This is a genomic window from Streptomyces sp. NPDC021212, assembly GCF_044332925.1.
Classification (GTDB): domain Bacteria; phylum Actinomycetota; class Actinomycetes; order Streptomycetales; family Streptomycetaceae; genus Streptomyces.
Window position 1 is genome coordinate 295,004 of the sequence record NZ_JBIRPZ010000004.1, and the last position, 26,930, is coordinate 321,933.

The 26,930-nt window shown below is 70.6% G+C and carries 30 protein-coding genes and 1 pseudogene; 16 read left to right on the plus strand and 15 right to left on the minus strand.

The window, feature by feature from the left end:
• Positions 1 to 235 precede the first annotated feature (235 nt).
• Complete coding sequence (locus tag ACH4SI_RS12775) at positions 236 to 451, minus strand: DUF5326 family protein (RefSeq protein WP_398295716.1); 216 nt, start codon at positions 449 to 451, stop codon at positions 236 to 238.
• 148 nt (positions 452 to 599) lie between these two features.
• The gene (locus tag ACH4SI_RS12780) at positions 600 to 917 is read right to left on the minus strand and encodes a cupin domain-containing protein (RefSeq protein WP_398295717.1); all 318 of its coding nucleotides are present in this window, start codon (positions 915 to 917) and stop codon (positions 600 to 602) included.
• 66 nt (positions 918 to 983) lie between these two features.
• On the opposite strand from ACH4SI_RS12780, the gene ACH4SI_RS12785 reads away from it, so the two are divergent.
• From ACH4SI_RS12785 to ACH4SI_RS12805, 5 genes are all read left to right on the plus strand, one after another.
• Positions 984 to 1,364, plus strand: a complete 381-nt coding sequence (locus ACH4SI_RS12785) for a phage holin family protein (protein ID WP_398295718.1) — start codon at positions 984 to 986, stop codon at positions 1,362 to 1,364.
• A gap of 87 nt (positions 1,365 to 1,451) precedes the next feature.
• Complete coding sequence (locus tag ACH4SI_RS12790; RefSeq protein ID WP_398295719.1) at positions 1,452 to 1,928, plus strand: low molecular weight protein-tyrosine-phosphatase; 477 nt, start codon at positions 1,452 to 1,454, stop codon at positions 1,926 to 1,928.
• A complete protein-coding gene (locus ACH4SI_RS12795) occupies positions 1,925 to 3,058 on the plus strand; it encodes a cystathionine gamma-lyase (protein ID WP_398295720.1) in 1,134 nt (377 codons plus the stop codon). Before ACH4SI_RS12790 ends, ACH4SI_RS12795 begins: the two co-directional genes overlap by 4 nt.
• Before the next feature lie 231 nt (positions 3,059 to 3,289).
• Positions 3,290 to 4,186, plus strand: coding sequence for a LysR family transcriptional regulator (locus tag ACH4SI_RS12800; protein ID WP_398295721.1), 897 nt, complete (start codon positions 3,290 to 3,292; stop codon positions 4,184 to 4,186).
• 77 nt (positions 4,187 to 4,263) lie between these two features.
• Entirely contained in the window at positions 4,264 to 4,752 is a 489-nt protein-coding gene (locus ACH4SI_RS12805) for an NUDIX domain-containing protein (protein WP_398295722.1), read from the plus strand.
• A 42-nt stretch (positions 4,753 to 4,794) separates the two neighbouring features.
• Here the strand turns inward: ACH4SI_RS12805 and ACH4SI_RS12810 are convergent, their stop codons facing one another.
• Both ACH4SI_RS12810 and ACH4SI_RS12815 read right to left on the minus strand, forming a co-directional pair.
• On the minus strand, positions 4,795 to 5,631 hold the full coding sequence (locus tag ACH4SI_RS12810; protein ID WP_398296053.1) for a pyridoxamine 5'-phosphate oxidase family protein: 837 nt from the start codon (positions 5,629 to 5,631) through the stop codon (positions 4,795 to 4,797).
• Between the two features lie 163 nt (positions 5,632 to 5,794).
• Positions 5,795 to 7,297: a globin domain-containing protein gene (locus ACH4SI_RS12815; protein WP_398295723.1), complete on the minus strand. Its 1,503-nt coding sequence runs from the start codon at positions 7,295 to 7,297 to the stop codon at positions 5,795 to 5,797.
• A gap of 562 nt (positions 7,298 to 7,859) precedes the next feature.
• Here ACH4SI_RS12815 and ACH4SI_RS12820 point away from each other — a divergent pair.
• From ACH4SI_RS12820 to ACH4SI_RS12830, 3 genes are all read left to right on the plus strand, one after another.
• Entirely contained in the window at positions 7,860 to 8,372 is a 513-nt protein-coding gene (locus tag ACH4SI_RS12820; RefSeq protein WP_398295724.1) for a DUF2269 domain-containing protein, read from the plus strand.
• Positions 8,373 to 8,474: 102 nt separating this feature from the next.
• A complete protein-coding gene (locus tag ACH4SI_RS12825) occupies positions 8,475 to 8,951 on the plus strand; it encodes a MarR family winged helix-turn-helix transcriptional regulator (RefSeq protein WP_398295725.1) in 477 nt (158 codons plus the stop codon).
• A 10-nt stretch (positions 8,952 to 8,961) separates the two neighbouring features.
• Positions 8,962 to 9,417 (plus strand): GNAT family N-acetyltransferase, encoded by a 456-nt coding sequence (locus ACH4SI_RS12830; RefSeq protein ID WP_398295726.1) that lies wholly within the window; start codon positions 8,962 to 8,964, stop codon positions 9,415 to 9,417.
• 11 nt (positions 9,418 to 9,428) lie between these two features.
• Here ACH4SI_RS12830 and ACH4SI_RS12835 read toward each other — a convergent pair whose 3' ends face one another.
• Positions 9,429 to 10,814 carry a serine hydrolase domain-containing protein gene (locus tag ACH4SI_RS12835; protein ID WP_398295727.1) on the minus strand — a complete coding sequence of 462 codons (1,386 nt, stop codon included), beginning with the start codon at positions 10,812 to 10,814 and terminating at the stop codon, positions 9,429 to 9,431.
• Between the two features lie 89 nt (positions 10,815 to 10,903).
• Here ACH4SI_RS12835 and ACH4SI_RS12840 point away from each other — a divergent pair, with 89 nt between their 5' ends.
• The gene (locus ACH4SI_RS12840; protein WP_398295728.1) at positions 10,904 to 11,344 is read left to right on the plus strand and encodes a MerR family transcriptional regulator; all 441 of its coding nucleotides are present in this window, start codon (positions 10,904 to 10,906) and stop codon (positions 11,342 to 11,344) included.
• Between the two features lie 5 nt (positions 11,345 to 11,349).
• Positions 11,350 to 11,688 carry a thioredoxin gene (gene trxA / locus ACH4SI_RS12845; protein ID WP_398295729.1) on the plus strand — a complete coding sequence of 113 codons (339 nt, stop codon included), beginning with the start codon at positions 11,350 to 11,352 and terminating at the stop codon, positions 11,686 to 11,688.
• 25 nt (positions 11,689 to 11,713) lie between these two features.
• On the opposite strand, the gene ACH4SI_RS12850 is transcribed toward trxA, so the two are convergent.
• The gene (locus ACH4SI_RS12850) at positions 11,714 to 11,983 is read right to left on the minus strand and encodes a hypothetical protein (RefSeq protein ID WP_398295730.1); all 270 of its coding nucleotides are present in this window, start codon (positions 11,981 to 11,983) and stop codon (positions 11,714 to 11,716) included.
• Between the two features lie 40 nt (positions 11,984 to 12,023).
• Complete coding sequence (locus ACH4SI_RS12855) at positions 12,024 to 12,635, minus strand: class I SAM-dependent methyltransferase (protein ID WP_398295731.1); 612 nt, start codon at positions 12,633 to 12,635, stop codon at positions 12,024 to 12,026.
• A 218-nt stretch (positions 12,636 to 12,853) separates the two neighbouring features.
• Here ACH4SI_RS12855 and def point away from each other — a divergent pair, with 218 nt between their 5' ends.
• Positions 12,854 to 13,552 (plus strand): peptide deformylase, encoded by a 699-nt coding sequence (gene def, locus ACH4SI_RS12860; RefSeq protein ID WP_398295732.1) that lies wholly within the window; start codon positions 12,854 to 12,856, stop codon positions 13,550 to 13,552.
• Here the strand turns inward: def and ACH4SI_RS12865 are convergent.
• Positions 13,491 to 13,961 (minus strand): annotated as a pseudogene (locus tag ACH4SI_RS12865) (AraC family transcriptional regulator); the annotation flags it as partial. The gene def and the pseudogene ACH4SI_RS12865 overlap by 62 nt on opposite strands.
• 163 nt (positions 13,962 to 14,124) lie before the next feature.
• Here ACH4SI_RS12865 and ACH4SI_RS12870 point away from each other — a divergent pair.
• Positions 14,125 to 14,370: a hypothetical protein gene (locus ACH4SI_RS12870; protein WP_398295733.1), complete on the plus strand. Its 246-nt coding sequence runs from the start codon at positions 14,125 to 14,127 to the stop codon at positions 14,368 to 14,370.
• On the opposite strand, the gene dnaB is transcribed toward ACH4SI_RS12870, so the two are convergent.
• Positions 14,361 to 15,851 (minus strand): replicative DNA helicase, encoded by a 1,491-nt coding sequence (dnaB, locus tag ACH4SI_RS12875; protein ID WP_398295735.1) that lies wholly within the window; start codon positions 15,849 to 15,851, stop codon positions 14,361 to 14,363. The two genes, ACH4SI_RS12870 and dnaB, sit on opposite strands and share 10 nt — an antisense overlap.
• A gap of 473 nt (positions 15,852 to 16,324) precedes the next feature.
• On the opposite strand from dnaB, the gene ACH4SI_RS12880 reads away from it, so the two are divergent.
• Positions 16,325 to 17,665 carry an MATE family efflux transporter gene (locus ACH4SI_RS12880; protein ID WP_398295736.1) on the plus strand — a complete coding sequence of 447 codons (1,341 nt, stop codon included), beginning with the start codon at positions 16,325 to 16,327 and terminating at the stop codon, positions 17,663 to 17,665.
• 121 nt (positions 17,666 to 17,786) lie between these two features.
• Here the strand turns inward: ACH4SI_RS12880 and rplI are convergent, their stop codons facing one another.
• The 4 genes from rplI to rpsF all read right to left on the minus strand — a co-directional run bounded on the left by rplI (position 17,787) and on the right by rpsF (position 19,547).
• Complete coding sequence (rplI, locus tag ACH4SI_RS12885) at positions 17,787 to 18,233, minus strand: 50S ribosomal protein L9 (RefSeq protein WP_398295737.1); 447 nt, start codon at positions 18,231 to 18,233, stop codon at positions 17,787 to 17,789.
• Positions 18,234 to 18,251: 18 nt separating this feature from the next.
• Positions 18,252 to 18,488, minus strand: a complete 237-nt coding sequence (rpsR, locus tag ACH4SI_RS12890) for a 30S ribosomal protein S18 (RefSeq protein ID WP_003978893.1) — start codon at positions 18,486 to 18,488, stop codon at positions 18,252 to 18,254.
• Positions 18,489 to 18,584: 96 nt separating this feature from the next.
• Positions 18,585 to 19,175, minus strand: a complete 591-nt coding sequence (locus tag ACH4SI_RS12895; protein ID WP_009716509.1) for a single-stranded DNA-binding protein — start codon at positions 19,173 to 19,175, stop codon at positions 18,585 to 18,587.
• Positions 19,176 to 19,256: 81 nt separating this feature from the next.
• A complete protein-coding gene (gene rpsF, locus ACH4SI_RS12900; protein ID WP_123106135.1) occupies positions 19,257 to 19,547 on the minus strand; it encodes a 30S ribosomal protein S6 in 291 nt (96 codons plus the stop codon).
• A 229-nt stretch (positions 19,548 to 19,776) separates the two neighbouring features.
• Here rpsF and ACH4SI_RS12905 point away from each other — a divergent pair, with 229 nt between their 5' ends.
• The 3 genes from ACH4SI_RS12905 to ACH4SI_RS12915 all read left to right on the plus strand — a co-directional run bounded on the left by ACH4SI_RS12905 (position 19,777) and on the right by ACH4SI_RS12915 (position 22,440).
• On the plus strand, positions 19,777 to 20,094 hold the full coding sequence (locus ACH4SI_RS12905) for a hypothetical protein (RefSeq protein ID WP_361477329.1): 318 nt from the start codon (positions 19,777 to 19,779) through the stop codon (positions 20,092 to 20,094).
• 117 nt (positions 20,095 to 20,211) lie between these two features.
• Positions 20,212 to 21,330: a lipid II:glycine glycyltransferase FemX gene (locus tag ACH4SI_RS12910; protein ID WP_398295738.1), complete on the plus strand. Its 1,119-nt coding sequence runs from the start codon at positions 20,212 to 20,214 to the stop codon at positions 21,328 to 21,330.
• Between the two features lie 78 nt (positions 21,331 to 21,408).
• Positions 21,409 to 22,440 carry an alanine racemase gene (locus tag ACH4SI_RS12915; RefSeq protein WP_398295739.1) on the plus strand — a complete coding sequence of 344 codons (1,032 nt, stop codon included), beginning with the start codon at positions 21,409 to 21,411 and terminating at the stop codon, positions 22,438 to 22,440.
• Between the two features lie 33 nt (positions 22,441 to 22,473).
• Here the strand turns inward: ACH4SI_RS12915 and ACH4SI_RS12920 are convergent, their stop codons facing one another.
• Both ACH4SI_RS12920 and ACH4SI_RS12925 read right to left on the minus strand, forming a co-directional pair.
• Complete coding sequence (locus ACH4SI_RS12920; RefSeq protein ID WP_398295740.1) at positions 22,474 to 23,961, minus strand: glycosyltransferase family 87 protein; 1,488 nt, start codon at positions 23,959 to 23,961, stop codon at positions 22,474 to 22,476.
• A 206-nt stretch (positions 23,962 to 24,167) separates the two neighbouring features.
• Positions 24,168 to 26,834 (minus strand): transglycosylase domain-containing protein, encoded by a 2,667-nt coding sequence (locus tag ACH4SI_RS12925; RefSeq protein ID WP_398295741.1) that lies wholly within the window; start codon positions 26,832 to 26,834, stop codon positions 24,168 to 24,170.
• Positions 26,835 to 26,930 lie beyond the last annotated feature (96 nt).

Here is a 26,930-nt window from a genome sequence, read left to right on the forward strand (position 1 = left end):
ATCAGGGCCGGTTCAGCGGCCGTGTCGATGTTCGCTGTCGTCAACAGGCACCCCCGGGGTGTTGTTGCGAGGCAGACGCCGAGATGGGGAACGTCGCGGACTCGCACTCTAACCACAGTGGTGCCGTGGGGCCGATGTTTGGCTCCGCGGTATCCCTCGCGCGGCGTACCCGCCGCGCGGGGCCGCGGGGTCACCGGCCGCGGGTCACCGGGCGCCGCGTGTCAGGCGCCGCGCGTCACCAGTCGTCGCGGGACGAGGAGGAGGTGAACTTCCGTACGACGTAGATCAGACCACCGATCAGCGCCACCAGCAGCAGCACCTTGAAGAGCAGGCCGATGACGAAGCCGACCACGCTCGTGATCAGCCCGCCGAAGACGGCGAGGACGAGAACCGGCACCGCGATCCATGTCACCCACCACGGCAAGCCCTGGAATATGCCCTTCGCGGCCACGTTGTGCTCCTTGCTCTCTCCTGGCTGGCGGGGCCGGTCATGACACCCGGCCCCCTGCCCTCGATGCTAGGGCGGGCAGGAAGCGGACGAAGGGCTTCCATCCCCCGTCCATCCCTGACCGTACCCGTAGGGGACCGGAGCGCTCCCGTCAGCTCTCCGGCGGAGAGAAGACCACCATGACCCGCAGATCCTCGGTGATGTGGTGGAACTTGTGCGCCACACCCGCCGGTACGTACACCACACTGCCGCGCGCCACCTGGGTCGTCTCCATGCCCACCGTGATCGACGCCCGGCCGCTCATCACCAGGTACACCTCGTCCTGGCCGTGCGGCGACTGCGGATCGGTCTGGCCCGCGTTCAGCGCGTACAGCCCGACCGACATGTTCCGCTCGCGCAGGAACTGCAGATACGCGCCCTCGTTCGCGGCCCGCTCCGCCTCCAGCTCGTCCAGCCGGAACGCCTTCATTCGCTTCTCCACCCCTGCCTGCCGTGCCCCTGCCCGTCTCCGGGCCTGTCTGCGACGATCTCAACCATGAAGAATTTGCTCGTCAAGACGCTCGCCAACGCCGGCGCCCTCGGCGTCGCCATCTGGCTGCTCAAGGACATCACGCTGACCGGTGAGAACACCGGACGTCAGACGATCACCCTCATTCTCGTCGCACTGCTCTTCGGCGTGGTGAACGTGGTGGTGAAGCCGATCGTCAAACTGCTGGCATTTCCGCTGTTCATCCTCACCCTCGGGCTGATCACCCTGGTGATCAATGCCCTGATGCTGCTGCTGACGTCCTGGCTGGCCGGGAAATTCGATCTCAGCTTCCATGTCGAAGGCTTCGGTACGGCCGTCCTCGGTGGCCTGATCGTTTCCATAGTCGCGTGGGCGCTGCACGTCGTCCTTCCCGATGACAAGGACTGACCTCGGCCGGGGATGATGACAAGTATGAGAGCCCCGTCGCCCTTTCGTGTCTGCTTCGTCTGCACCGGCAACATATGCCGGTCGCCGATGGCCGAATCCATCGTCCGCGCCCATGCCATGGAGGCCGGATTGGACGGCCTCGTCGCCTGGGACAGCGCGGGCACCGGCCCCTGGCACGAGGGCGACGGGGCCGACCACCGCGCGATCGCCGTGCTCACCGATCACGACTATGAGCAGGATCACATCGCGCGCCAGTTCCAGCCCGCGTGGTTCGCCGACCTCGACCTGGTGATCGCGCTGGACAGCGGCCATCTGCGGGAGCTGCGCGCCCTGGCGCCGACCCCGCGGGACGCCGCGAAGGTACGGCTGCTGCGCGACTACGACCCGGACGCCGACCGCGACGCACCGGGCGGCCTGGACGTACCGGACCCGTACTTCGGCGGGACGGACGACTTCGAAGAGGTCCTGGAGATGATCGAGGCCGCGAGCGGCGGACTGCTGGACGCGGTCGCCGAGGCCCTCGAGGCCGATGGAACGCATCTGCCGAACGAGGAGCGCGTATGACCGGCGACGGCACCCGGGCCGTCCGTGCCGGACTGCCCGAGGCGGAGGCGTACGAACCGGCGCTGCCAGGGCCCGTCTTCGCCGCGCACTACCACCTCCCCGGCGAGGCTTCCGGCCCCTTCACCTACGGCCGCGACGGCAACCCCACCTGGTCCCGGCTGGAGCAGGCGATCAGCGAGCTGGAGTCCCCGGACGCCGACGCCGAGACCGTCGTCTTCGCCTCCGGCATGGGCGCCCTCGCGGCCGTCCTCCTGTCCCAGCTGCGGCAGGGCGACACCGCCGTCCTGCCGTCCGACGGCTACCAGCTGCTCCCGGCACTGAGTGAGCGGCTGCGGAGCTTCGGCATCGAGGTGCGCACCGCCCCGACCGCCGGCGACGCCCAGTTGGAGGCCCTGGACGACGCCACCGGGCTGCTGTGGCTGGAGACCCCGTCCAACCCCGGTCTCGACGTGTGCGACATCCGTCGGCTCGCCGAGGCGGCGCATGCCCGCGGCGCGCTGGTCGCCGTGGACAACACCCTCGCCACCCCGATCGGCCAGCGCCCCCTGGACCTGGGCGCGGACTTCTCCGTGGCGAGCGGCACCAAGGCGCTCACCGGCCACGGCGACGTCCTGCTCGGCTACGTCACCTGCCGCGATCCGCGGCTGGCCGCCGCCGTGCGCGGCTGGCGCAAGACCGTCGGCGCGATCCCCGGCCCCATGGAGGCGTGGCTCGCCCACCGCTCCCTGGCCACCCTCCCGCTGCGCGTCGACCGGCAGGCCCGGACCGCCCTCGCCCTCGCCGGGGCGCTGCGCGACCGGCCCGAGGTCACCGGGCTGCGCCACCCCGGACTGCCGGACGACCCGGCGCACCCGGTCGCGGCCGGGCAGATGCGCGGCGGGCGCTTCGGCTGCGTGGTCTCCTTCACCCTGCCCGGCAAGGAGTACGCGGAGCGGTTCCTCGCCGCGCTGCGCCTTGTCGACGACGCCACCAGCTTCGGCGGCGTACGCTCCACCGCCGAGCGGCGCGGCCGCTGGGGCGGCGACGCGGTGGCCGAGGGCTTCATCCGCTTCTCGGTGGGCGCGGAGGACCCGGACGATCTGATCGCGGATGTGCTGCACGCACTCGACGCGGCGCGCGCCGGTGATTGAAGCCGGTTGAAGGCGGCCGAAACTCGCCGTACGGCTTGCGCGCGGGTACGCCTGACGGGCGTCTCAAGCCTCCCCCCTCGTGGCTTGAGACGCCCCGGTTCTTCTCGTGGAGAACCGCTTGAACAAGGCTAGTTGACTCAGCGTCAGTGTCCAATCACAGTAGCGACATGAACCTATCGGCATATTTATAGTTGGCATGCGTCGGGGGTGCGTCGAGGCGAGGGGAACCGCATGGATCTGGCCCTCTTACGCACGTTTGTCACGGTCCACCGCGCCGGCTCCTTCACCCGTGCCGCCGCGCTGCTCGGACTCTCCCAGCCCGCCGTCACGGGCCAGATCCGCACCCTGGAGCGGCAGCTGGGACGGCCGCTGTTCCTCCGTACGGCGCGCGGGGTCGTCCCCACCACCGTCGGGGAGGAGCTGGCTCACAAGGCCGCCCCGCACCTCGACGCGCTCGTGGAGATCACCGAGGCCGGGCTGGACGACCACTCCCCCCTGCGCACCCTGCACCTCGCCGGCCCCACGGAATTCACGGCGCTGCGCGCCCTGCCCGCGCTCACCGCGCTCGTCGCCCAGGGGCTCGCGCTGCGGTGCGCGTTCGGCAGCTCCGAGGAGCTGTTCAAGGGGCTCGGGGCCGGCCATCACGACCTGGCCATCACCACCGCCCGGCCGCGTGGGCGGCTGCTGGCCGCCACGCCGCTGTGCGACGAGGAGCACGTGCTGATCGCGTCTCCGCGCTGGGCGGCCCGGCTCGGCGGCTCCGCGGTGCTCCAGGTCAAGGGCGCGAGCGCGCTGGAGGCGCTGCCCGTGGTCGAGGTGCACGAGAGCCTGCCGCTGGTCAGCCGCTATTGGTCGGCCGTCTTCGACACCCGGCCGGTCACCTCCGGCACGGTCATCGCCCCCGATCTGCGGGCGGTGCTGGCGTGCGTCGCGGAGGGCGCGGGGCTCGGCGTACTGCCGCGCTACCTGTGCATGGACGCCCTCGACGCCGGGGAGGTGGTGGCGCTGCTCAACCCGCCGGTGCCGCCGCTGCGCACGTACTTCCTGGTGGTGCGGACCGGTGGGCTCGCGGTGCCGCACGTCGCCCGGGCGCACGAGTGGCTGCTGCGCGCCGCTGTCGACTGGTGAGCGCCTGTCGACACGTGAGCCCTGTCCACTGGTGAGTATGGGGTTTCAGCCGGGGACGGCTGCGGCAGATGTCCTGCATGACCGAACGACCCGTGGTCAAACGCACCGCCCGCGCCATCCTGCTCGACGGCGACACCGACCCGCGGATGGTCCTGATCAAGCGGACCAAGCCGGATGAAGAGCCGTACTGGATCACCCCCGGCGGCGGTGTGGAGCCCGAGGACTCCACCGTCGTGGAGGCCCTGCACCGCGAGGTGGACGAGGAGCTGGGCGCGAAGGTGACGGACGTGGTGCCCGCCTTCGTGGACACCGTCCCGCACCCGAAAGGGGACGTCCCGGACGGCGTCAAGGTGCAGCACTTCTTCGTCTGCAGACTCGCGTCGATGGACCTCAGCCGACGGCACGGCCCGGAGGTGGAGGAGCCGTGCGGGGAGTACGAGGTGGTCAGGATCCCGTTCACCCGCGAGGGGATCGCCTCCGTCGGGATGGTGCCGCCGTCGCTGCGCGCCTATCTCGACGCCAACGTCGAGGGCGTGCGCGCACTCCTCGCGGACGACCTCGGCTGATCGGTCTTGGATCGGTCCTGGATCAGCCCTGCTCGAGGCTGATCAGCGGAACCAGCCGCTGAACGGCTGCGGTCTCTTCCGGGCCGCCCGCCGGCGCGCGTCGGCGAGCACCCGCTCGGCCTCTTCCAGCCACTCCTTGGGACGCGCCACCGATGCCGCGGGTGCCGGCTCCGGAACGGCCGGTGTCCGGGGAGCCGGCGCCTCGGGAGCCGGTGTCCGGGAAGCCGGTACCGGGGCGACCGGCGCGGCCGGGGGCGTACGGCGCCGCTCGCGCGCCTCGGCGGCGGCGCCGAAGAAGTCGCCGCCCTTGCGCTTGACGTCGTCCGTCCCCCAGGCCCGGCCTTGCTGCGGCTCACGGGGCCGGTCGGTGGCCGCCCCGTCCGCGGGGCGAGCACGCCGCCCCGCGGGCACCTTCTGCAGATGGGGGATGTGCTTGGCGCAGTGAATGTACGCCTCCTCGACGGCCACCTCGACCCATACGACCGCACGGCGGCCCGGCACCGGGTCGACCCGCAGCCCGGGGTGGCGGGCGCGCATCTCGTCGTCCTCGACCACCCGGGCCCGGCCGTTGACGTGCAGCCCGATCCGGTCGCGGAAGAAGTCGATCATCATGATGCCGACGTGCGGGTTCTCCTCGATGTTGCCGAGGCTGGCCAGCACGCCGTTCCCCCGGTATTCGGGGTAGGCGAGGGTGCGCCCGTCGAGCACGGTGAGGAAGCCGGGCGGCCCGGCCCGGAAGGTGCTGTCGCACTCCCCGTGCCGGTCGGCGGTGGCCAGGAAGAACATCTCCTGGCGCGCGACGAACTCGCGCATCCGGACGTTGAGGTGGTCCAGCACCTGATCGTCGTAGAAGCGGTCGGCGCGATCGGCCGTTCCCAGGCGCTGCTGGAGGAGGTGCTCACCGTCGCTCCCCGGACGGCCCGCACCCTCCACGTGCTCCGCACGGTGGCCGGGTGCCGCCGCAGCCGCCCGCTCGTGCCCGACGTCGTCCACAGTTCCTCGTCCCCGTCCTGAAATCCGTCGTTCCTGCCTGCTCCGCTGTCTACTCCGCCGCCGCCATCAGCTCTTCGATGGAGTCGTGCCGTATGCGATGGGACGGGACGCCGACGCCCATCAGCGCGTCCACGCCGCTGCGGATCATCCCGGGCGGGCCGGAGAGATAGGCGTCGTACGCGTTCCACGGGCCGTACTGCCGCACGGCGTCGGGCAGCCTGCCGCTGAGTCCGCTGGTCGGGCCGTCGGAGACCACCGAACGGACCGAGAGCCAGGGGTGCCGCTGGGCGAGCCGCAACATGGTGTCGATGTCGTAGAGATCGTGGTCGCTGCGTGCGCCGTAGAAGACCTCGACGGCCCGCTGACGGCCGTGCTCGGCGACATCCTCGACCAGCGCCTTGATCGGCGCGATGCCGGTGCCGCCGCCCAGGCACAGCAGCCCGCTGTCGGTCGAGTGGTCGACCGTCATCGAACCGGCGGGCGGCCCGAGCCGGATCACATCGCCGGGGCGGGCGCGGTGCACCAGCGCGGAGGAGACCCACCCGGCCGGGATGGCCTTCACATGGAAGGACAGCAGCCCGTCCGCGCGGGGCGCGGAGGCGAAGGAGTAGTGCCGCCATACCCGCGGCCACCAGGGCGTCTCCACCGAGGTGTACTGGCCCGCGAGAAAGGGATACGGCTGGTCCGGGCGGACGGTGACGACGGCGATGTCGGCCGTGCGCGACTCGTGCCCGACGACCTCGGCCTGCCACCACGCGGGCGCGCGCAGCTCGTCCTCGGCCGCCGCGTCGATCATGATCTGCGAGATCGCGGTGTAGGCGCGGACCCAGGCCGCCTCGGCCTCGTCGCTCCAGGTGCTGGTCGCGTACCGGGCGAGCGCGGCGAGCAGGCACTCGCCGACGGCCGGGTAGTGCTCGGGCTGGGTGCCGTACTTGCGGTGCCCGCGGCCGAGCCGGGAGAGGAAGTCGCTGAGGATGTCGGGGTCGTCGATGAGCCGGGCGGCGGTGAGGATCGCCTTGAACAGCCGGTCGCGCTGGGCGTCCATGGCGGCCGGGAAGAGCGGCCGCAGCTCGGGGTGCTGGACGAAGAGCAGCGCGTAGAAGTACGAGGTGACCTTGTCGCTCACCGGCTCGATCTCGGCCATGGTGCGGCGCAGCAGGATCGCGTCGGGCGAGGCGGTCTCGGGGGCGGTGAAGACGGATTCGGCGGCCGGGCGCTCGCGGTGCGGCGCCGGCGCCTCGTCGGGGCGCTGATGCTCCTCGCGCCCGGACGCGGGCGGCGGCACCGCGGACGCGGGGGCTACGGGGAAGGCGGGGGGCACGGGAGACGCGGGGGCCGGTGCGGGGGGCGCCGGGCGGCGCTCGGCCTCCGTACCGGCCGGGCGTATCGGGCTCACCGGGCGAGGGGCCGCCCGGTCACCGGACGCGCCGTCCGTTTCGGGAGATCGGGGCTGGTCATCGGGTTGTTTCCTGCTCGGGGTGAACCAACCCCAGTCGCCACTGTTTCCGCCGCCGTCGTTGCCGGCCGACGATGTGGTGGTCGGAGCGTCCATGGTTGCCTCGCCTCGAACATCTTTCTGTCGGTCTTCGCACTTCCGCTGACGGAATATGCCCGCAATTCCCCGCTCTGGTCGACTGGTTCACCTGAGATTGGTCCTGTCGGCCCGCTCCATACTCTGTTCCGGGCAGCATGCCATGCTCCTTCCGCACCCCGAGAACTTCGCCCGAAGTCCGGGTAACAGGGGCTGTGTTCCCGATATGCTGGTTGGAGCGGGTTGCCCGGTTGTGGCCCCGTCACAGCTTCCTGGGACGGAACTGACCCGACCCTACCGGGCCCGGATGAATTCACAAGCCCTATGGATGGGGGCTCCGTTACACCTGCCAACTCACGTAATTACCCGTAGTTACGTGCAGTTACCCGCTATTTCGCAGACCCTCGGAGATCCTTGCCGCTATACCGGCTGGATGCGATTTCGCTCACATGGTGGTTCGCGTTCACCGCGAACTTAGCCGCCGGTGTCAGGATGCCCACAGGATCAAGCCGGTCCGGGAGTAGCCGCGGATACTCCCGCCGTCGGACGCGGCGGACGGGCCGGGGACGCGACGGTTACGCACATGCAACAGCTGACACGGCCCGCGCGCCGGGCCCTCCTCGTCGTGCATGTGGTCGTCTCCGTCGGCTGGCTCGGGCTGACGCTCGGCGTGCTGGCCCTGGGCATCACGGGGGCCACGGCCGGCTCCGCCGAGGCCGCCGAGGGGGCGTACCGGTCGATGAACGTCCTCGGGGACTGGCTGCTCATTCCGATCAGCCTGCTCTCTCTGATCAGCGGAGTGGTGCTGTCCCTCGGCACGCCCTGGGGCCTGGCCCGGTACCGCTGGGTGTACGTGAAGTTCTGGCTGACGCTCGCGACCACCGCAGCCACCGCCTTCGCGCTGCGCGCCCGGATCGACGCGGCGATGGCCGACGTCTCGGCGGGCCGGGCGGTCGGCGCCACCACCGATCTGATCCTGGCACCGTCGGTCAGCCTGGGCGTCTATGCCTTCCTCACCGCGATCTCGGTGGTCAAGCCCTGGGGCATGACCGCGCGGGGGCGGCGGCTGCGCGGCCGTCGAGCGGTCGCACGCTGATACGCGAGAGATATGTGCATACGCGGGCATTTTCATCAACAGGACTAACCTGGGGGCGACTCACCCGCCGACGCCGTCGAAGAAGACCGAAAGTAGGGCCCCATGCCGGACGAGCCGCACGGCACCACCACCCCGCCGTCCGGGCAGGGCCTCGCGCAGGGCTGGTGCGCGCTGTCCTCGCTGCACGGCCGGATCGAGGCGCACATCGAGCGCGCGCTGCAGGCCGGGCACGAGCTGAGCGTCCGCGAGTTCTCGGTGCTGAGCGTGCTCAGCGGCCAGCACGACGGCGACGGCGGGCATCTGCAGATGAAGCAGCTCGCCGACTCCGTCGTGCTCAGCCAGAGCGCCACCACCCGGCTGGTCACCCGGCTGGAGGACCGCGGTCTGCTCTCCCGCTACATCTGCCCGAGCGACCGCCGCGGCATCTATACGAACGTCACCCCCGAGGGGCTGAAGCTGCTGGAGGAGTCGGGTCCGACACACGACGCAGCCCTGCGCGAAGCCCTCCGGGACGCCGCCCGGCGACCCGAACTGGCCCCGCTCGTCGCGGCCGTGGAGGGGCTGTGGGCGGCCGCGTAGGATCGCGTGCGTGACCGATTTCGAGATCCGGCGCGCAACCGCCGATGACATACCCGCAATCGTCGTCATGCTCGCCGACGATCCCCTGGGCGCCCGGCGGGAGTCGCCGGACGACCCGGCTCCGTACCGAACCGCGTTCGAGAGGCTGGACCAGGACCCGAACCAGCACCTGGTCGTCGCGGTCCGGGACGGGCGTACGGTCGGGACCCTCCAGCTCACCGTGGTGCCCGGGCTCTCCCGGCGCGGCGCCACGCGCTCCATCATCGAGGCCGTACGGATCCACGCCGACGAACGCGGCAACGGCCTCGGCACCGAGCTGATCTCGTGGGCGGTCGAGGAGTCCCGCCGCCAGGGCTGTGCCCTGGTGCAGCTCACCTCGGACGCGACCCGTATCGACGCTCACCGCTTCTACGAGCGGCTCGGCTTCGAGGCCAGCCACATCGGCTTCAAGCTGCCGCTCGACTGACGCTGTCGCCCCTACGGAGCGCCACGCCACCCGTCCGGGTCGACGCCCCCGGGCACCGCGTCCTCCGGGGCGTACGGCGCCCGCGTCAGCACGAAGGTGCCGAGGTCGAGATGGCCGGGCGCGCCGTCCTCCCCCGTGACGATGCGCAGCGTCTCCCCCGCGTAGTAGCCGTCGAGGCCGGTCCAGGTGCCGTCCGGCTCGGCCCGGAAGCGCGATGCGCCGCCCGTTCCGCCGACCGGTGACAGCTCCAGGCCGCGGTCGGCGCGCAGCCGCAGCAAGAAGGGCGTGGGGCCCCAGTACCAGGGCCCGGTCAGCGCCAGCAGCGCAGGATCGGCCTCGGGCAGCGGCCGCCAGGGCTCGGGGATCCGCGGCTCGTGCTCCGCTGTGATCCGTACGAGGTCGGCGGCGACGGACGCGATCGAGGGCCCCGTGGTGACGTTGGCCAGGGCGATCCCGGCCAGCCGGTCGTCCGCGCCGACCCACAGGGTGGCGAGGAAGCCCGGCATGGAGCCGACATGGCCGTACAGGAACCGGCCGTCGCGGCGTGCGAGCTGCACCCCGAGGCCGTAGCCGCCGTCCCAGTCCCGGCCCTCGGGCGGGGCAGCGGGGGTGCGCATCTCGGCGAGCGTCGCGGCGCCGAGCACCCGCTCGTCACCGTCCAGCAGGAAGGCGGCGAAGCGGGCCAGGTCGGCGGCGGTCGACCACAGCTCTCCGGCGGGCGCCATCCGCCCCGTGTCCTCGGCGGGTTCCGGCAGCAGCACATCGGCCCACGGGTGGACGGCCCAGCCCCCGGCGTGCGGGGCGCGCGGCTCTAGGGACGTACGCGTCATCCCCAGCGGCTCCAGCACCTCGCGCGCGAGGACGTCGCCCCAGGCCGCGCCGCGCAGCCGCTCGACGAGCGCGCCGAGCAGCGCGAAGCCGGTGTTGGAGTAGTGGTGGCGGCGTCCGGCGGGGTGGACGAGGGGGCGCTCGCCGAAGAGATCCGCCGTCTCGGGGCGCAGCGCGCCCGGTGTGCGCTCCCACCACGGACCGCGCGCCTCGGCGGCCAGCCCCGAGGTGTGGGCGAGGAGCTGGGCGACGGTGGCGCCCTCCGCCTCGGGCACCTCCAGATGCTTGGCCAGCGGATCGCCGAGGTCCAGCAGCCCCTCGTCGCGGAGCCGCATCACCAGCACCGCGGTGAACGTCTTGGTCAGCGAACCGATCCGGTACTGGGTGTCGGCGTCGGGCACCTGCCCGTCCGTACCGCCCCGCGCCCCCGTCCACACCAGCTGCCCCTCCCGCACCACGGCCCCCACCAAGGAGGGCGCCCGGCCCTCGGACTGGCCGACCGCGATGCGGTGGAGCAGGGCGCGGCGGGTGGCGGGCAGCAGCTCCGCGAAATCCTCGGGTGCGGTCATGCCCGCACCCTACGGGCCGGACTCCGTGCGGTGGGAGCGTCGGAAAAGTTCTGGCCTTGACGTCGGCGGCAAGGTCTACGGTCGGGGCCATGCGGATCGGAGAGCTGGCCGAACGGGCGGGTACCACCACCCGCACCCTGCGCTACTACGAGTCGATCGGACTGCTGCCCGCGCGGCGCTCCGGCAACGGGTACCGGGCGTACGACGAGGACGACCTCCGGCTGGTCCGCCAGATCCGTACCCTGCAGGATTTCGGCTTCGGCCTGGAGGAGACCCGGCCGTTCGTGGAGTGCCTGCGCTCCGGGCATCCGGCCGGTGACGCCTGCCCGGCGTCGCTGGAGGTCTACCGGCGCAAGCTGGCCGAACTGGACGACTGCATCGCGCGGCTGAGCGACGTACGGCGGCAGGTAGGGGCGCAGCTCGCCCAGGCCGAGCGGGCCCGGGCGGCGCTGGAGGCGGCGGCGACGGCGCCCGGCGGGGCGCCGGAGCCGCGCTGCGAGCTGACGGCGGAAACGACATCGAGGGGATGAGCAGGATGACACGCACCCGGACCGGGGAACTGCCCGTGGTCACGGACACCACCTTCGCCGAGGAGGTGCTGACGGCCGGGCTGCCGGTACTCGTGGACTTCACCGCCGCCTGGTGCGCGCCCTGCCACATGATCGAGCCGGTGCTGGCGGAGATCGCGCGGGAGGAGGGGCACCGGCTGAAGGTGGTCCAGCTGGACGTGGACACGAACCCGGAGACGACGGTGGCGTACGGAGTGCTCTCGATGCCGACGCTCATGCTGTTCCGGGCGGGCGAACCGGTGCGGTCGATGGTCGGGGCCCGGCCCAAGCGGCGGCTGCTGCAGGAGCTGTCGGACGTGCTCTGAGCCGCCGCCACATCCGGGCCCCGCGCTATCCCGCTTCCGGCTTACGGGCCAGGAGAATGGCCTGCGGGACCTTCTCCCTGCCCTCGGGCTCGCGCACGTGCCGGGCCCGTAGGGCGAACCCGGCCCCCCTGAGCAGCCCGGCGATCCCGTCGGGCGACAGCCTGCGGAAGCCGAGCGACACGGGATGGCCGAACGGCTCGGCCACCCGCAGCGGTTCGTCGCCGACCTGGAAGGCGACCAGCACCGGCCCGGCCGCCTCGCCCTGCCGTTCCAGGTCGGCGAACGCGGCGAGCATGGCCCGGTCCAGCGGCTTGTCGTCCAGGTGAACAGTGTGGTTACCGCAAGCGCCGGGCCCGCAGGACGGTGTCGTTGGTGTGGTGGGTGCCGGGCGGGGCGGGAGCGGTGCGCGGGCGGGTTTCGTCGATCAGGACCGTCCAGTCGTCGTCGAGGAGCCCGGCGATCTCGGCGGGCTGGTAGTAGGCGCCGGGGTCGACGTCCATCTCCTCGCGCGGGGGCAGGTCGGCGAGGTCGTGGCCGACGAAGAGCAGGGTGCCGCCGGGGGCGACGGCGTCCAGCAGGCCGCGCGCAGCGGTGTGCTCCGGCTGCCGCGGGAGCGGAAAGTACTGGGCGGACACCAGGTCGAACGCGGCGGCCGGCGGCGCCGTGACGGTCAGATCGAACCGGAGCCACTCCACCCGACCGGAGAGGTCCGCGGCCGTGGCGGCGGCGCGTTCCAGTGCGGTCGGGGAGATGTCGAGCGCGGTGACCTGCCAGCCGTGCCGGGCCAGCCAGAGGGCGTCGGCGCCTTCGCCGCATCCGACGTCGAGGGCCCGCCCCGCCGGCCCCGGCGCCAGACCGGCGATCTCGGTGACGAGCGCTCCGTTGGGGTTGCCGCTGTGGAGTTGGTCGGCGCTGCGATACATGTCGTCCCAGAACTGTGCGTCCATCGGCTCCGCCTTGGGTCGAGGGGTCTCGGATGTCCGCACACCGTGGCCGCCCCGATACCCACACGACAAACTTTCTTGCGGAAACGGCAAACCGGGCCCCTCAGCCCTGATCCGTACCGTCCGCCCCGCTGGGTCAGCAGCCGGGAGGCGGCAGTCACTTTGCGGAGCCTGCTACTTTGCAAAGAACTTGGCGAGCAGAAGCCATGGGGGGAGACACCATGTCCGTGCCTCATGAGCGGCCCCGCGCCGTCGACCGGCGGGTCCGCGTACAGGGCCTTCCCGTCGACACCTATCCGGCCCTGCCGCCGGAGGCGGAACGGGGCTCGGTCCGCAGGATCACGGTGGTGGGCGAGGAGGTGCTGAGCCGGCCGTGCCCGGAGGTGACCGCGTTCGGAACGCCGGAGTTGTCGACGCTGATCGACGACATGTTCCTGACCATGTACACGGCCGACGGTGCGGGCCTGGCCGCCAATCAGGTGGGCGTCTCCTCGCGGCTGTTCGTGTACGACTGCCCGGACGACGCCGGGATCCGGCATGTCGGCCACATCGTCAACCCGGTTCTGGAGCTGCCCGGTCCGGGTGACCGCCGGCTCGTCGACGACGTCGAGGGCTGCCTGTCCGTGCCGGGTGCCGCCATGGCGGTCCCCCGCACCGACCGCGCCGTCGTCCGCGGGTTCGACAAGGACGGCGGCCCGCTCGTCATCGAGGGGACGGGGTACTTCGCCCGGTGTCTGCAGCATGAGGCCGACCACCTCGTCGGCCACACGTACCTCGACCGGCTCTCCAAGCGGGATCGCACGGACGCCATGCGGCAGATGGCAGAGCGCCGCGAGGACGTCTTCGCGCGCCGCGCGCTCAAGGCCGCCGATTGGCATGGTCCCGGTAGCGTTGCGGACTCATCCCACGGGCTCGCTTGAACGCCGCGCTGAGCGCGAAGCCGCTGCCGTAACCGACCTGACGGGCGACGGTGTCAATCGTGGCGTCCGACTCCACGAGCAGGTCGGCGGCGACGTCGATGCGCCATCCGGTGAGGTATGCCATGGGCGGCATGCCGACGAGGTCGATGAAGCGGCGCGCCAGCGTCGCCCGGGACACCCCGGCCTCCCGGGCGAGCGCGGTCACCGTCCAGGGATGGCCCGGGTCGCCGTGGATGAGTCGCAGGACGGACCCGACGACGGGATCCCCGTTGGCCCGGTACCAGGCAGGCGCGTCGGCATCCGGCCGGGTGAGCCATTCGCGGAGGATGCCGACCAGCAGGACGTCCAGCAGTCTTTCGAGCACGAGATCTTGGCCGGGCTCGTTTCGCACGGTCTCCTCGGCGAGCAGCGACGTCGCGGAGCCGTTCACCGACGCGGAGGACATCGCGGATGTCGCCGTCGCGGCGCTGACCGAAGACGGCCATGCCGGCCGGATCCACGACGTCACCGGACCACGGCCGATCACCTTCGCCGATGCCGTCCGTGAGATAGCGAGGGCGACCCGCAGGGAGGTGCGTTATCTGCCGGTCACCCCCGAGCGGTTCGTCTCGTCGCTGACCCGGCGAGGCGTGCCCGCCGAGTACGCGACAGACCTGACCAGCCTCATGGTCGAGGTCTTCGACGGCCGCAGGGCCAACACGACCGACACCGTCGAGCGCGTTCTCGGCCGGCCGCCCCGCGACTTCACGGACCATGTCCGCAAGACCGCCGTCACCGGCATCTGGAACGCACACCCCGAGGGCCGGGATCAGGTCTGAGCCATGTCCACGAAGCGCGAGTAGTGGCCCTGGAAGGCGACGGTGATGGTGGCCGTCGGGCCGTTACGGTGCTTGGCCACGATCAGGTCGGCCTCACCCGCGCGCGGGGACTCCTTCTCGTACGCGTCCTCGCGGTGCAGCAGGATGACCATGTCGGCGTCCTGCTCGATGGAGCCACTTTCGCGCAGGTCCGAGACCATCGGCTTCTTGTCGGTGCGCTGCTCGGGGCCACGGTTCAGCTGCGAGAGCGCGATCACCGGCACCTCCAGCTCCTTGGCCAGCAGCTTCAGGTTTCGCGACATGTCCGAGACCTCCTGCTGACGGCTCTCGGGGCGCCGGGCGCCACCGGACTGCATCAGCTGGAGGTAGTCGATGACGACCAGCTGCAGATCGTTGCGCTGCTTGAGCCGGCGGCACTTGGCGCGGATCTCCATCATCGACAGGTTCGGGGAGTCGTCGATGTAGAGCGGGGCCTGGGACACGTCCGGCATGCGCCGGGCGAGCCGGGTCCAGTCCTCGTCGGTCATGCTGCCGGAGCGCATGTGGTGCAGCGCCACCCGCGCCTCGGCGGACAGCAGACGCATCGCGATCTCGTTGCGCCCCATCTCCAGGGAGAAGATGACGCTCGGCATGTTGTTCTTGATCGAGCAGGCGCGGGCGAAGTCGAGGGCGAGAGTGGACTTACCCATGGCGGGCCGGGCGGCGATGACGATCATCTGGCCGGGGTGGAGGCCGTTCGTCAGCGAGTCCAGGTCGGTGAAGCCCGTGGGCACCCCGGACATCTGGCCGCTGCGCGAACCGATCGCCTCGATCTCGTCGAGCGCGCCCTCCATGATGTCGCCGAGCGGCAGATAGTCCTCGCTGGTCCGCGCCTCGGTGACGGCGTAGATCTCCGCCTGGGCGTTGTTGACGATCTCGTCGACGTCCCCGTCCGCCGCGTATCCCATCTGGGTGATGCGGGTGCCCGCCTCGACCAGCCGGCGCAGCACGGCGCGCTCGTGGACGATCTCCGCGTAGTACTCGGCGTTGGCCGCGGTGGGAACCGACTGGACCAGGGTGTGGAGGTACGAGGCGCCGCCGACCCGGGCGATCTCGCCGCGCTTGGTCAGCTCGGCCGCGACCGTGATCGGGTCGGCCGGCTCGCCCTTCGCGTACAGGTCCAGGATCGCCTGGTAGACGGTCTCGTGGGCGGGGCGGTAGAAGTCGTTGCCCTGGAGGACCTCCACCACATCGGCGATGGCGTCCTTGGAGAGCAGCATGCCGCCGAGCACGGACTGCTCGGCGTCGAGGTCCTGCGGCGGGACGCGCTCGAAGCCGGACCCCTCCCACGAGCCGCCGTCGCGACCGCGGTCATGCTGATCGTCACGGCCCCGGCCGCCCTCACCGCGGCCACCACCCTCGCCGCGACGGAAGCGAGGGGACGGGAACTCGGCCGGGCCGGAGTCCGCCCATGGGTCGTCCATGGGCTCGGGCACGCTCACCCCGCCACCTCCTCCCGCCCGCGGTACGGATCTCGCCGCGACGTCTTCAGTCTTACGGCACGGCTCTGACAGTCAGCTATGACAAACAGGGCGCCCGGCTTCCGCTCACGACGCGTCGAGTTCTGGTGGATTCGAGGCCGGAACAGATGGCGGGCGCCGGACAACGGTAGGCCCGTCGGGGCCACCGGCCAACTCGGTTATCCACAGACCATGTGGATGATGCGATCCATCCTGTGGAGAAGTCCCGCGAACCTGTGCACGGGCCGGGGGACAGCGCTGTGGACAAACACACAATCACTCCAGGGATGCCGCTCTGACCTGCGGTTTCTCTATCCAGTGGCTGTGCAGAAGAAAAACTTCCACACCCGATGCAAGATCACGACAAACGGCGCAGAGGAGAGCGTCGCGAGCGCCGCCATGTAAGGACTGCATACGGCTTGTGTGTCTTACCTGTGGAAGATTAGATTGCCTCCATGACACAGGCCCCCGCGAGCGCGCGGAGTACCGTCCGCCGGCATGACCGCGAGATCGTCGCCCTCGCCGTACCCGCCTTCGGCGCACTCGTGGCGGAACCCCTCTTCGTCATGGTCGACAGCGCCATCGTCGGCCATCTCGGCACCCCGCAGCTCGCCGGTCTGGGCGTCGCCGCCGCCCTGCTGACCACCGCGGTGAACATCTTCGTCTTCCTCGCCTACGCCACCACCGCCGCCGTGGCCCGCCGGGTCGGCGCCGGCGACCTCCCCGGAGCGATCCGGCAGGGCATGGACGGCATCTGGCTGGCCCTGCTGCTCGGCGCCGCCATCATCGCCGCCGCCCTCCCCACCGCGCCCGGCCTCGTCGACCTCTTCGGCGCCTCCGACACCGCCGCCCCGTACGCGATCACCTATCTGCGGCTCAGCACCCTCGGCATCCCGGCGATGCTCGTGGTGCTCGCCGCCACCGGGGTGCTCCGGGGCCTCCAGGACACCCGCACCCCGCTCTACGTGGCCGTGGGCGGTTTCACGGCCAACGCGGTGCTGAACGCGGGGCTCGTCTACGGCGCCGGGCTCGGCATCGCGGGTTCCGCCTGGGGCACGGTGATCGCCCAGTGGGCCATGGCCGCCGTCTACCTCGCCGTGGTCGTCCGGGGAGCCCGGCGCCACGGCACCTCGCTGCGTCCCGACGCCGCCGGGATCCGGGCCTGCGCCCACGCCGGGGCACCGCTGCTGGTCCGTACGCTCTCGCTGCGCGCCGTGATGCTGATCGCGACGGCGGTGGCGGCCCGCCTCGGGGACACCGACGTCGCCGCCCATCAGATCGTGCTGACCCTGTGGACCCTGTTGGCGTTCGCCCTGGACGCCATCGCCATCGCGGGTCAGGCCATCATCGGGCGCTATCTGGGAGCGGAGGACGCCGAGGGGGCGCGCGCCGCCTGCCGCCGGATGGTGCAGTGGGGCATCGTCGCGGGCATCGTGCTCGGGCTGCTGGTGATCGCCTCCCGCCCGCTGTTCATCCCCCTGTTCACCACGGACCCCGGGGTGAGGGACACCCTGCTGCCGGTGCTCCTGGTGACGGCAGCCGTCCAGCCGGTCTCGGGGGTGGTCTTCGTCCTCGACGGGGTGCTGATGGGCGCGGGCGACGGTCCGTACCTCGCCGGGGCCATGATCGTCACTCTCGCGGTCTTCGCCCCGGTCGCACTGCTCGTCCCCGCATGGGGTGGGGGACTGACCGCCCTGTGGTGGACCATGGCGCTGATGATGTCGCTCCGGCTCGTGACCCTCTGGCTGCGCGCCCGCTCCGGGCGGTGGGTCGTCACCGGCGCGACCCGGGCCTGAGGCCGCACGGCGAGACCCCACGGCGGGGCACACAGCCCGTACCGCGAGACCGCAACGCGAAGGGCCGCACCCCACGCGGGGGTGCGGCCCTCTCACATGCCCGGCTCGGCCGGGCGCTGCGTTACGCGGCGACGACCTCGACGCCGACCTTCGCGGCAACCTCGGTGTGCAGCCGGACCGACACCTGGTGCGCGCCCAGGGTCTTGATCGGCTGCTGCACCTCGATGCGGCGCTTGTCGACGTCCGGGCCACCCGCGTCCTTGATCGCCGAGGCGATGTCGGCCGGGGTGACGGAGCCGAACAGCCGGCCGGCGTCGCCGGCGCGGGTCTTCAGCTGGACCTTGACGCCCTCGAGCCGCGCCTTGACCTCGTTGGCCTGCTCGATCGTCGCGATCTCGCGGATGCGACGACCGCGGCGGATCTGCTCGACGTCCTTCTCGCCACCCTTGGTCCAGCGGATCGCGAGACCACGCGGAACCAGGTAGTTACGGGCGTACCCGTCGCGGACGTCCACGACGTCACCGGCAGTGCCGAGGCCGGAGACCTCGTGGGTGAGGATGATCTTCATGACTCGGTCACCCTTCCCTTATCGCGCGGTGGACGTGTAGGGCAGCAGCGCCATCTCACGGCTGTTCTTCACGGCCGTGGCGACGTCACGCTGGTGCTGGGTGCAGTTGCCGGTGACCCGGCGGGCACGGATCTTGCCGCGGTCGGAAATGAACTTCCGCAGCAGGTTCGTGTCCTTGTAGTCGACGTAGGAGATCTTCTCCTTGCAGAACACGCAAACCTTCTTCTTAGGCTTGCGAGCAGGCGGCTTCGCCATTGTCTCTCTCCAGTGTGATCAAGAAGTTTGTGCTGGTCGCCCTGACCAGGCCGGGCGATGTTTCACGTGAAACCGCGTGAAACATCGCGCCAGGACCTAGAAGGGCGGCTCGTCCGAGTAGCCGCCGCCGCTGCCGGAGCCACCGCCCCAGCCGCCGCCACCGCCGCCCTGGCCGCCACCGGCCGGTGCGCCGGTCGCCCAGGGGTCGTCGGCGGGAGCGCCGCCGCCCTGCTGCTGACCGCCGCCGGGGCCACCGCCCCAGCCGCCGCCACCGCCGCCGCCCTGGCCGCCGCCGCCGCCGTAGCCACCCTGGCCACCACGTCCGGTGGTCTTGGTGACCTTGGCCGTGGCGTTGCGCAGGCTGGCACCGACCTCGTCGACGTCCAGCTCGTAGACCGTGCGCTTGATCCCCTCACGGTCCTCATACGACCGCTGCTTCAGCCGGCCCTGCACGATGACGCGCATACCGCGCTGAAGCGACTCGGCCACGTTCTCCGCGGCCTGCCGCCACACCGAGCACGTGAGGAAGAGGCTCTCGCCGTCCTTCCACTCGTTGGTCTGACGGTCGAACGTACGAGGAGTGGACGCGACACGGAACTTCGCGACCGCCGCACCGGAGGGGGTGAAGCGCAGCTCGGGGTCGTCGACGAGATTGCCGACGACCGTGATGACGGTCTCGCCTGCCATTGGGGAACCTCTCGGCGGGTACTGCTGGGCTGCTTGCTACTCGTTGCGATAGGTCCCGGTGACCGCTGAACGCTTACGCGGTCAGTGGGTCTCGGGACGGAGGACCTTGGTCCGGAGGACCGACTCGTTCAGGTTCAGCTGGCGGTCGAGCTCCTTGACGACCGCGGGCTCGGCCTGCAGGTCGATGACCGAGTAGATGCCCTCGGGCTTCTTCTTGATCTCGTACGAGAGACGACGACGCCCCCAGGTGTCGACCTTCTCGACCTTGCCGTTGCCCTCGCGGATAACGGAAAGGAAGTTCTCGATCAGCGGGGAGACAGCACGCTCCTCGAGATCGGGGTCGAGGATGACCATCACCTCGTAGTGACGCATGTGGAACCCACCTCCTTTGGACTCAGCGGCCACGGTCGTTCCGTGGCAGGAGGGTCGTGATGCGTTGTGCCGCGGTGTCTGTGCAGACACCACCGCAGACCGTACACAGTACCCGCCTCCCGCCTCCCGCTTGAAATCCGGGCGCCCCGGCCCGCAATCTGTACACATCGGGTGTGAGCGGCGTTACAGTTCGCCGCCCTGCCTATCTGGGCCTACCTGGAGGTGCCCCATGGCACAGGCAGCACGACCGCAGCACGGACTCCTCTCCTTCCTGGACACCGACGGCAAGTCTCATCCCGTCGAGAACACCATCGCGGTGGCGACGCTGATGATCGGTTTGATCTCCTTCGTCACGGCTCACTTCCCCGGTCTCCACCTGGTCAGCTCATGGACCGGGCTGATCGGGATGCTCGGCGGTGCATGGGGCCAGCTGATCTCCGCGACCACCGGGGAGCGGTTCCTGCTGATCATCGGACTCGGTGCGTCGGGCGTCGGCTTCTACCTCGGCATGGCCCACGGCGGGCTCTTCGGCGGGCTGCTGGGCTGACTCCCCGAAGGCAGGTTGGCCCCAGGCCCAAACGGGGCACGCCCCGGTCGCAGTAGGCTTCGGCGCGAGAGCCGGAGCCCCGACCCTGGGGACACACCTGCCGAGGAGCGCCCCGCAATGAGCCTGACCCTGAGGACGATCAGCCGAGAGCAGCATCTGGCGTACATCCAGAGCCTGCCCGCGGCAAGCCACATGCAGGTCCCGGCATGGGCTGACGTCAAATCGGAATGGCGCTCGGAGAACCTCGGCTGGTTCGACGCCACCGGCCAGCTGGTCGGCGCCGGCCTTGTGCTCTACCGCCAACTGCCCAAGATCAAGCGGTATCTCGCCTACCTCCCCGAGGGCCCGGTCATCAACTGGTACGCGCCCAACCTGGAGGAGTGGCTGCGCCCGATGCTCGCGCATCTCAAGCAGCAGGGCGCCTTCTCGGTGAAGATGGGCCCGCCGGTCATCATCCGCCGCTGGGACGCCGCCGCGATCAAGTCCGGTATCCAGAACCCGGATGTGAAGCGGCTGCGCGACGTCGAGGCCACCCACATCGAGCCGCGGGCCTTCGAGGTCTCCGACCGGCTGCGGCGGATGGGCTGGCAGCAGGGCGAGGACGGCGGCGCGGGCTTCGGCGACGTCCAGCCGCGGTACGTCTTCCAGGTGCCGCTGGAGAACCGCTCCCTGGAGGACGTCCACAAGAGCTTCAACCAGCTGTGGCGCCGCAACATCAAGAAGGCCGACAAGGCCGGCGTCGAGGTCGTCCAGGGCGGCTACGAGCACCTGGGCGAGTGGCAGCGGCTGTACGAGATCACCGCGGAGCGCGACCACTTCCGGCCCCGCCCGCTCAGCTACTTCCAGCGCATGTGGACGGCCCTCAACACCGAGGACCCCAACCGGATGCGGCTGTACTTCGCCATGCACGAGGGCGAGGCGGTGGCCGCCGCCACGATGCTGGTGGTCGGCGGCCACGTCTGGTACTCCTACGGCGCCTCCGCCAACCACAAGCGTGAGGTCCGGCCCTCGAACGCGATGCAGTGGCGGATGCTCCGCGACGCGTACGCGCTCGGCGCGACCGTCTACGACCTGCGCGGAATCTCCGACTCGCTCGACGAGAACGACCATCTCTTCGGCCTGATCCAGTTCAAGGTCGGCACCGGTGGGCAGGCTGCCGAATACCTCGGCGAGTGGGACTTCCCGCTCAACAAGCTGCTCCACAAGGCGCTCGACATCTACATGTCCCGCCGCTGACCCTGATTTCCTGCTTCCCCGCACATGCTGCATACCTCGAATACACCGCGGCAACGAGAAAGGTTCCGGGACCGGCCAATGGCGCTCACCCTCTACGTCGACACCGCGCGCTGGCGAGCGCACCAGCAGATGGTCATCCAGCAGTTCCCGGGGATAGTCCCGGTCTGCAAGGGCAACGGCTACGGCTTCGGCCATGAACGGCTGGCCGAGGAGGCTGCCCGCGTCGGCGCCGACGTCCTCGCGGTGGGGACCACCTACGAGGCCGCCCGGATGAAGGACTTCTTCAGCGGCGACCTGCTCGTCCTCACCCCCTTCCGCCGCGGCGAGGAGCCGGTGCCGCTGCCGGACCGGGTGATCCGCTCGGTCTCCTCCGTCGACGGCGTCTACGGCCTGGTGAACGCGCGCGTCGTGATCGAGGTCATGAGCAGCATGAAGCGGCACGGTGTCACCGAGGAGGACCTGCCCAAGCTGCACGCCGCCATAGAGAACGTCCGGCTGGAGGGCTTCGCCATCCACCTCCCGCTCGACCGGACCGACGGCATCGACGCGGTCGAGGAGGTCATCGGGTGGATGGACCGGCTGCGCGCGGCGCGGCTGCCGCTGCACACCATGTTCGTCAGCCACCTCAAGGCGGACGAACTGGCGCGGCTGCAGCAGCAGTTCCCGCAGACCCGGTTCCGCGCCCGCATCGGCACCCGGCTGTGGCTGGGCGACCACGAGTCGACGGAGTACCGGGGCTCGGTGCTCGACGTCACCCGGGTCGCCAAGGGTGAACGCTTCGGCTACCGCCAGCAGAAGGCCGCCTCCGACGGCTTCCTGGTGGTCGTCGCCGGCGGCACGTCCCATGGCGTCGGCCTGGAGGCGCCCAAGGCGCTGCACGGGGTGATGCCCCGGGCCAAGGGAGTCGCCCGCGCCGGTCTCGCGACCGTCAACCGCAACCTCTCGCCCTTCGTCTGGGAGGGCAAGCAGCGGTGGTTCGCCGAACCGCCGCACATGCAGGTGTCCATCCTGTTCGTGCCGGGCGATGTCACGGCACCTCAGGTGGGGGACGAGCTGGTGGCGCATCTGCGCCACACCACGACGCAGTTCGACCGCCTGCTCGACCGCTGAGCCCCGTCGCCGGGGTGGGCTCCCGCGGGGAGCTCACCTCCGGCCGGTGCCCCAGTCCGCCAGCGCCGCGCCCTCGTACTGCGCCGTGCGCCGCGCCCCTCCCAGCACGAACACGTCCGGCGCCCGGTCGAGCACGCCGCCCGACGGATCGTCCGAACCGTCCCGGCGCACCGGATCCCGGTCCGGTACCAGCGCGTCCCGCACGACCATCGCGCACAGGAAGAGCGTTCCCGCGAAGTGCAGCGCGGTCGCGAGCTGGTAGCCCTCGGGCGGCAGCCCCCGGTGCTGATCACCGCTGTTGGTGTACGCGAGGTACATCCAGACCCCGAGGAAATACATCACCTCGCAGGCCTGCCACACCAGGAAGTCCCGCCAGCGCGGCCGCGCCAGCGCCGCGAGCGGAATCAGCCACAGCACGTACTGCGGTGAGTAGACCTTGTTGGTGAGCACGAAGGCCGCGATGACCAGGAAAGCGAGCTGGGCGAAGCGCGGCCGGCGCGGGGCGAACAGGGCGAGGGCCGCCACTCCGGCGCAGGCCAGCACCATGAGGATCGTGGCGTAGGTGTTGACGTCGTCCATGGGGTTGCCGGTGCGCTGCGAGATGATCAGCCAGAGCGACCCGAAGTCGACCGGGCGCTCCTCGCTGAACGTGTAGAACTGCTTCCAGCCCTCGCGGATGTGCAGCCCCCCGCCCTGCGTCGTGATCATCACGGGCACGTTCACCACCAGCCAGGCGGCCGCCGCGCCGCCCGTCGCCGCCCAGAAGGCACGCCACCGGCCCGCGCGCAGGCACAGCACCAGCAGCGGGCCGAGCAGCAGCACCGGATAGAGCTTCGCGGCCGTCGCGAGGCCGAGCAGCACACCGGCGGCCAGCGGGCGGCTGCGGGACCACATGAGCATCCCGGCGGCGGTGAGGGCGACCGCGAGGAGGTCCCAGTTGATCGTGGCGGTGAGCGCGAAGGCGGGGGCCAGGGCGACGAGAAGCGCGTCCCAGGGGCGGCGGCGGTGCGTACGGGAGACGCAGACCGCGATGACCGCGGTGCAGGCCATGAGCATGGCCGCGTTCGCCAGCCAGTAGACCTGTTCGCGCGTCTGGAGGTCACCGCCGTGCGGGGTGAGCCAGGAGGCGACCTCCATCAGGAGGCCGGTGAGGACCGGGTACTCCAGGTACTCCATGCCGCCGGAGACGCTGTCCGGTATCCGGTTGAAGTACGGGACGAGGTCGTCCGCGAAGCCGCGACCGTTGTAGAGGTGCGGTATGTCGGAGTAGCAGGCGTGGGTGTACTGGGCGGTCGCGCCGTAGAACCAGCCCCCGTCGTAGCAGGGCAGCTTCTGCACCATGCCCAGGGCGAACATCCCGATGGCGACGAGCGCGATGATCCGCACCGGGGTCCACCAGCTCGTGCCCAGCAGCGCCCGGCGCCCGGCCGGGCCGCCGATCAGCTCGCTGCCTGCCGCGGCCACCGAGTCCTCCGTGGTCGGCCGTACGGGCTGGGCCTGTGGGTCCTCGCGCACGCTCATGTGGCCCATCCTGCCGTACGAGCCGGGCGGGAGGGGCGAGGACCGCCTCAGCGGCCCGCTGAGCGCCTGGGGACGTCCCGGTCGGCCCTGGGGCGCCCGCGCGCCCGTAAGACGCCCAGAGAGCCGCAGAGGCCCCCGAACGGCGGCGGCCGCGCCGGAGCGGGATGCTCCGGCGCGGCCGCCGATCGTTGTGCGGGATGTCGGGACTATTGGTTCTTCCGGGAGCCGGACGGGCCCCCGAAGAGTCCGCCGCCCGGTGGTTCCGTGGTCGGCGAGGGCGAGGGGGCGCCGCTGGGGCCCGCGTTCCCGCCGCCCTGGTTGTCGCCACCCCCGTCGTTGTTGCACTTGAAGTCCAGCGGGTCACACGTGTTCGTGGGACTCGGGCTTCCGGAAGGTGTCTCGGACGGGGTCTCGGACGGCGTCTCCGACGGAGTCTCGGACGGCGTCGGCGTCGGCTTCTCGGTGGTCGGCGTCGGGCTCGCGTTCTCGCCGTAGACCTTGTCACCGATCGGCGTGGCCTGCGGGAAGGGCTTCGCCGGCTGGCCCGCCAGGGCCTGGCGCATGTAGTCGGCCCAGATCTCGGCCGGGAACGACGCACCGTGGATGGTCTTCTGACCGCCCACACCGCGCATGGAACGGAAGACCTGCCGCTTGGCCTGGTCGTCCACCCGCCACATGCCGATCGACGTGGACAGCTGCGGGGTGTAACCGGCGAACCAGGCCGACTTGTTCTGGTCCGTGGTTCCGGTCTTGCCCGCCGCCGGGCGGCCGATCTTCGCCGAGGTGCCGGTGCCGCGCGCGATGACGTTCTGCAGCACGTCGGTGACGTTGTCCGCCACGTCCGCGTCGAAGGCCCGCTTGACCTTGGCCTCGTCCTTGTGGTTGTAGACCTCGCCGTCCTTGTCCTCGACCCGCTCGACCGAGTACGGATCGGCCTGCTGGCCGCTGGCCGCGAAGGTCGCGTACGCACCGGCGAGCCGGATCGCGCTGGGCGCGGAGGTGCCGAGGGAGAACGTCGGGGTGATCGAGGCCAGCTGCTCCTTGCTGAGGCCCGCGTCCAGGGCCGCGTCCCGCACCTTGTCGGTGCCGACGTCCATGCCCAGCTGGATGAAGGGCGTGTTCACCGAGAACTGCATCGCGGTACGCAGGCTGATCTTGCCCTTGTCCTCGTTGCCGTCGTTCCTCTGGTGCCACTCCTGGTTGTTCTTGTCCTTCCAGACGGATCCGTCGTAGTCGCGCAGGGTCAGCTTGTTGTCACCGTCGTAGACACTCGACGGATTGACCCTGGTGCGTTCCGAATCCGGTTGGTCACGCGGACCGTTGCGGTCCCGGACACCGTCCCTCATCGCCGCGGCCAGCACGAAGGGCTTGAAGGTCGAGCCCACCTGGACACCGGTGTAGTCCGCGTTGTTGCGATAGTGCTCCAGCGCGTCGCTGCCGCCGTAGATCGCCTTGATCTTGCCCGACTTGGGCTCCACCGAGGCGCCACCGAACTGCACGTATTTATCTTCTTCGCGCTGTTTCGGCTTGATGTTCTCCTTGGACACCTTGTTGACCGCGTTCTTCAGCAGACCCATCTTCTTGCGGTCGAAGGTGGTGTGGATCTGATAGCCGCCCTTGTCCAGCTCCGTTTTGGAGATGTTGGTGTTGGCGACGACGTAGTTGTCGGCGAGGTCGGTCAGATAACCGATCTGCCCCTGCTTGTTCGTCGCCACCTTCGGGCTCTTCGTGCGCGGGAAACCCTTGTCGAGATAGTGCTGGGCGGCGGACTTGGACAGCCGGCCCACCTGGGTCTCCCGCTTGAGGATCCACGCCCAGCGTGCCGTGGCCCGCTTGGTGTTCGCCTCCGCGCTCGCCGTCGGCCCGTAGCCGCCGTTCGGGTCGTACAGGTTGGGCCCGTTGAGCGTCGCGGCGAGGAAGGCGCTCTGGCTCGGGTTGAGCTTCTCGCAGTCCTTGTCGAAGTACGCACGGGCCGCCGCCTGACAGCCGTAGGCGCCACGGCCGTAGTACGCCGTGTTGAGGTACCCCGCGAGGATGTAGTCCTTGCTCTTGGTCGTACCGACCTTGACGGAGATGAGCAGTTCCTTGGCCTTGCGCGTCACCGTCTGCGACTGGTCGAGGTACGTGTTCTTCACGAACTGCTGGGTGATGGTCGAACCACTTTGGGTCGCACCGCCCCGCGCCATGTTGACCACGGCGCGCGCGATACCCATCGGGTCGACGCCCGAGTCCTGGTAGAAGCTGGCGTTCTCGGCCGAGATCACCGCGTTCTGCATGTTCTTGGGGATCTTGTTGAGCGGCACGATCTGCCGGTTGAGGTCACCGCCGCCCGAGACCACCATCTGCTTGCCGTCGCCCCAGTAGTAGACGTTCTTCTGGGTCTGCGACGCGGCCTGCGCGGTGGGAACTTCGACGATCATCCACCCGATGCCCACGGCGCCGATGAGCACCGCGAAGAAGAAGATGAACGATCCCGTGACGAGCCTCCAGGACGGGACCCAGCGGCGGAAGCCCGTCTTGCCCGCGCGCGGGTAGTCGATGAACCGCTTCTTGCCGGGCGGCCCATCGCCGCCCCCGCCCCTGCCGCGGCCACCGCCAGCGGCCCGCCGGCCACCACCGCGGCCGCCGCGGCCCGCGCCACCGGCGGCCGGATCAGGTGCTCCTCTTCGCCGGCCACCACTGCCGCGTTGCGCGGCGCGGCGGGCCTCGGCCCTGCCGCCGTGGGAAATCTCTTCCCCATTGGAAGCCGAGCCCGACTCGGCGGCGTTGTGCGGTGGTGCTGCGCGACGGCCGGACGACTGTTGTCCGGCACGCCGGGCCGCTGCTCGGCCGCCGCCCTGGGGCTGCGGCGACTTGCGACGGTGCTCGCTCATGGAACGACTACTCCTCGGGCAGGCGCTATCGCCTGAAAGCGGCAGGTGGCTTCCGGTCCCCCCGATGTGCGATCCGGCCACACCTGGTAACCGGAC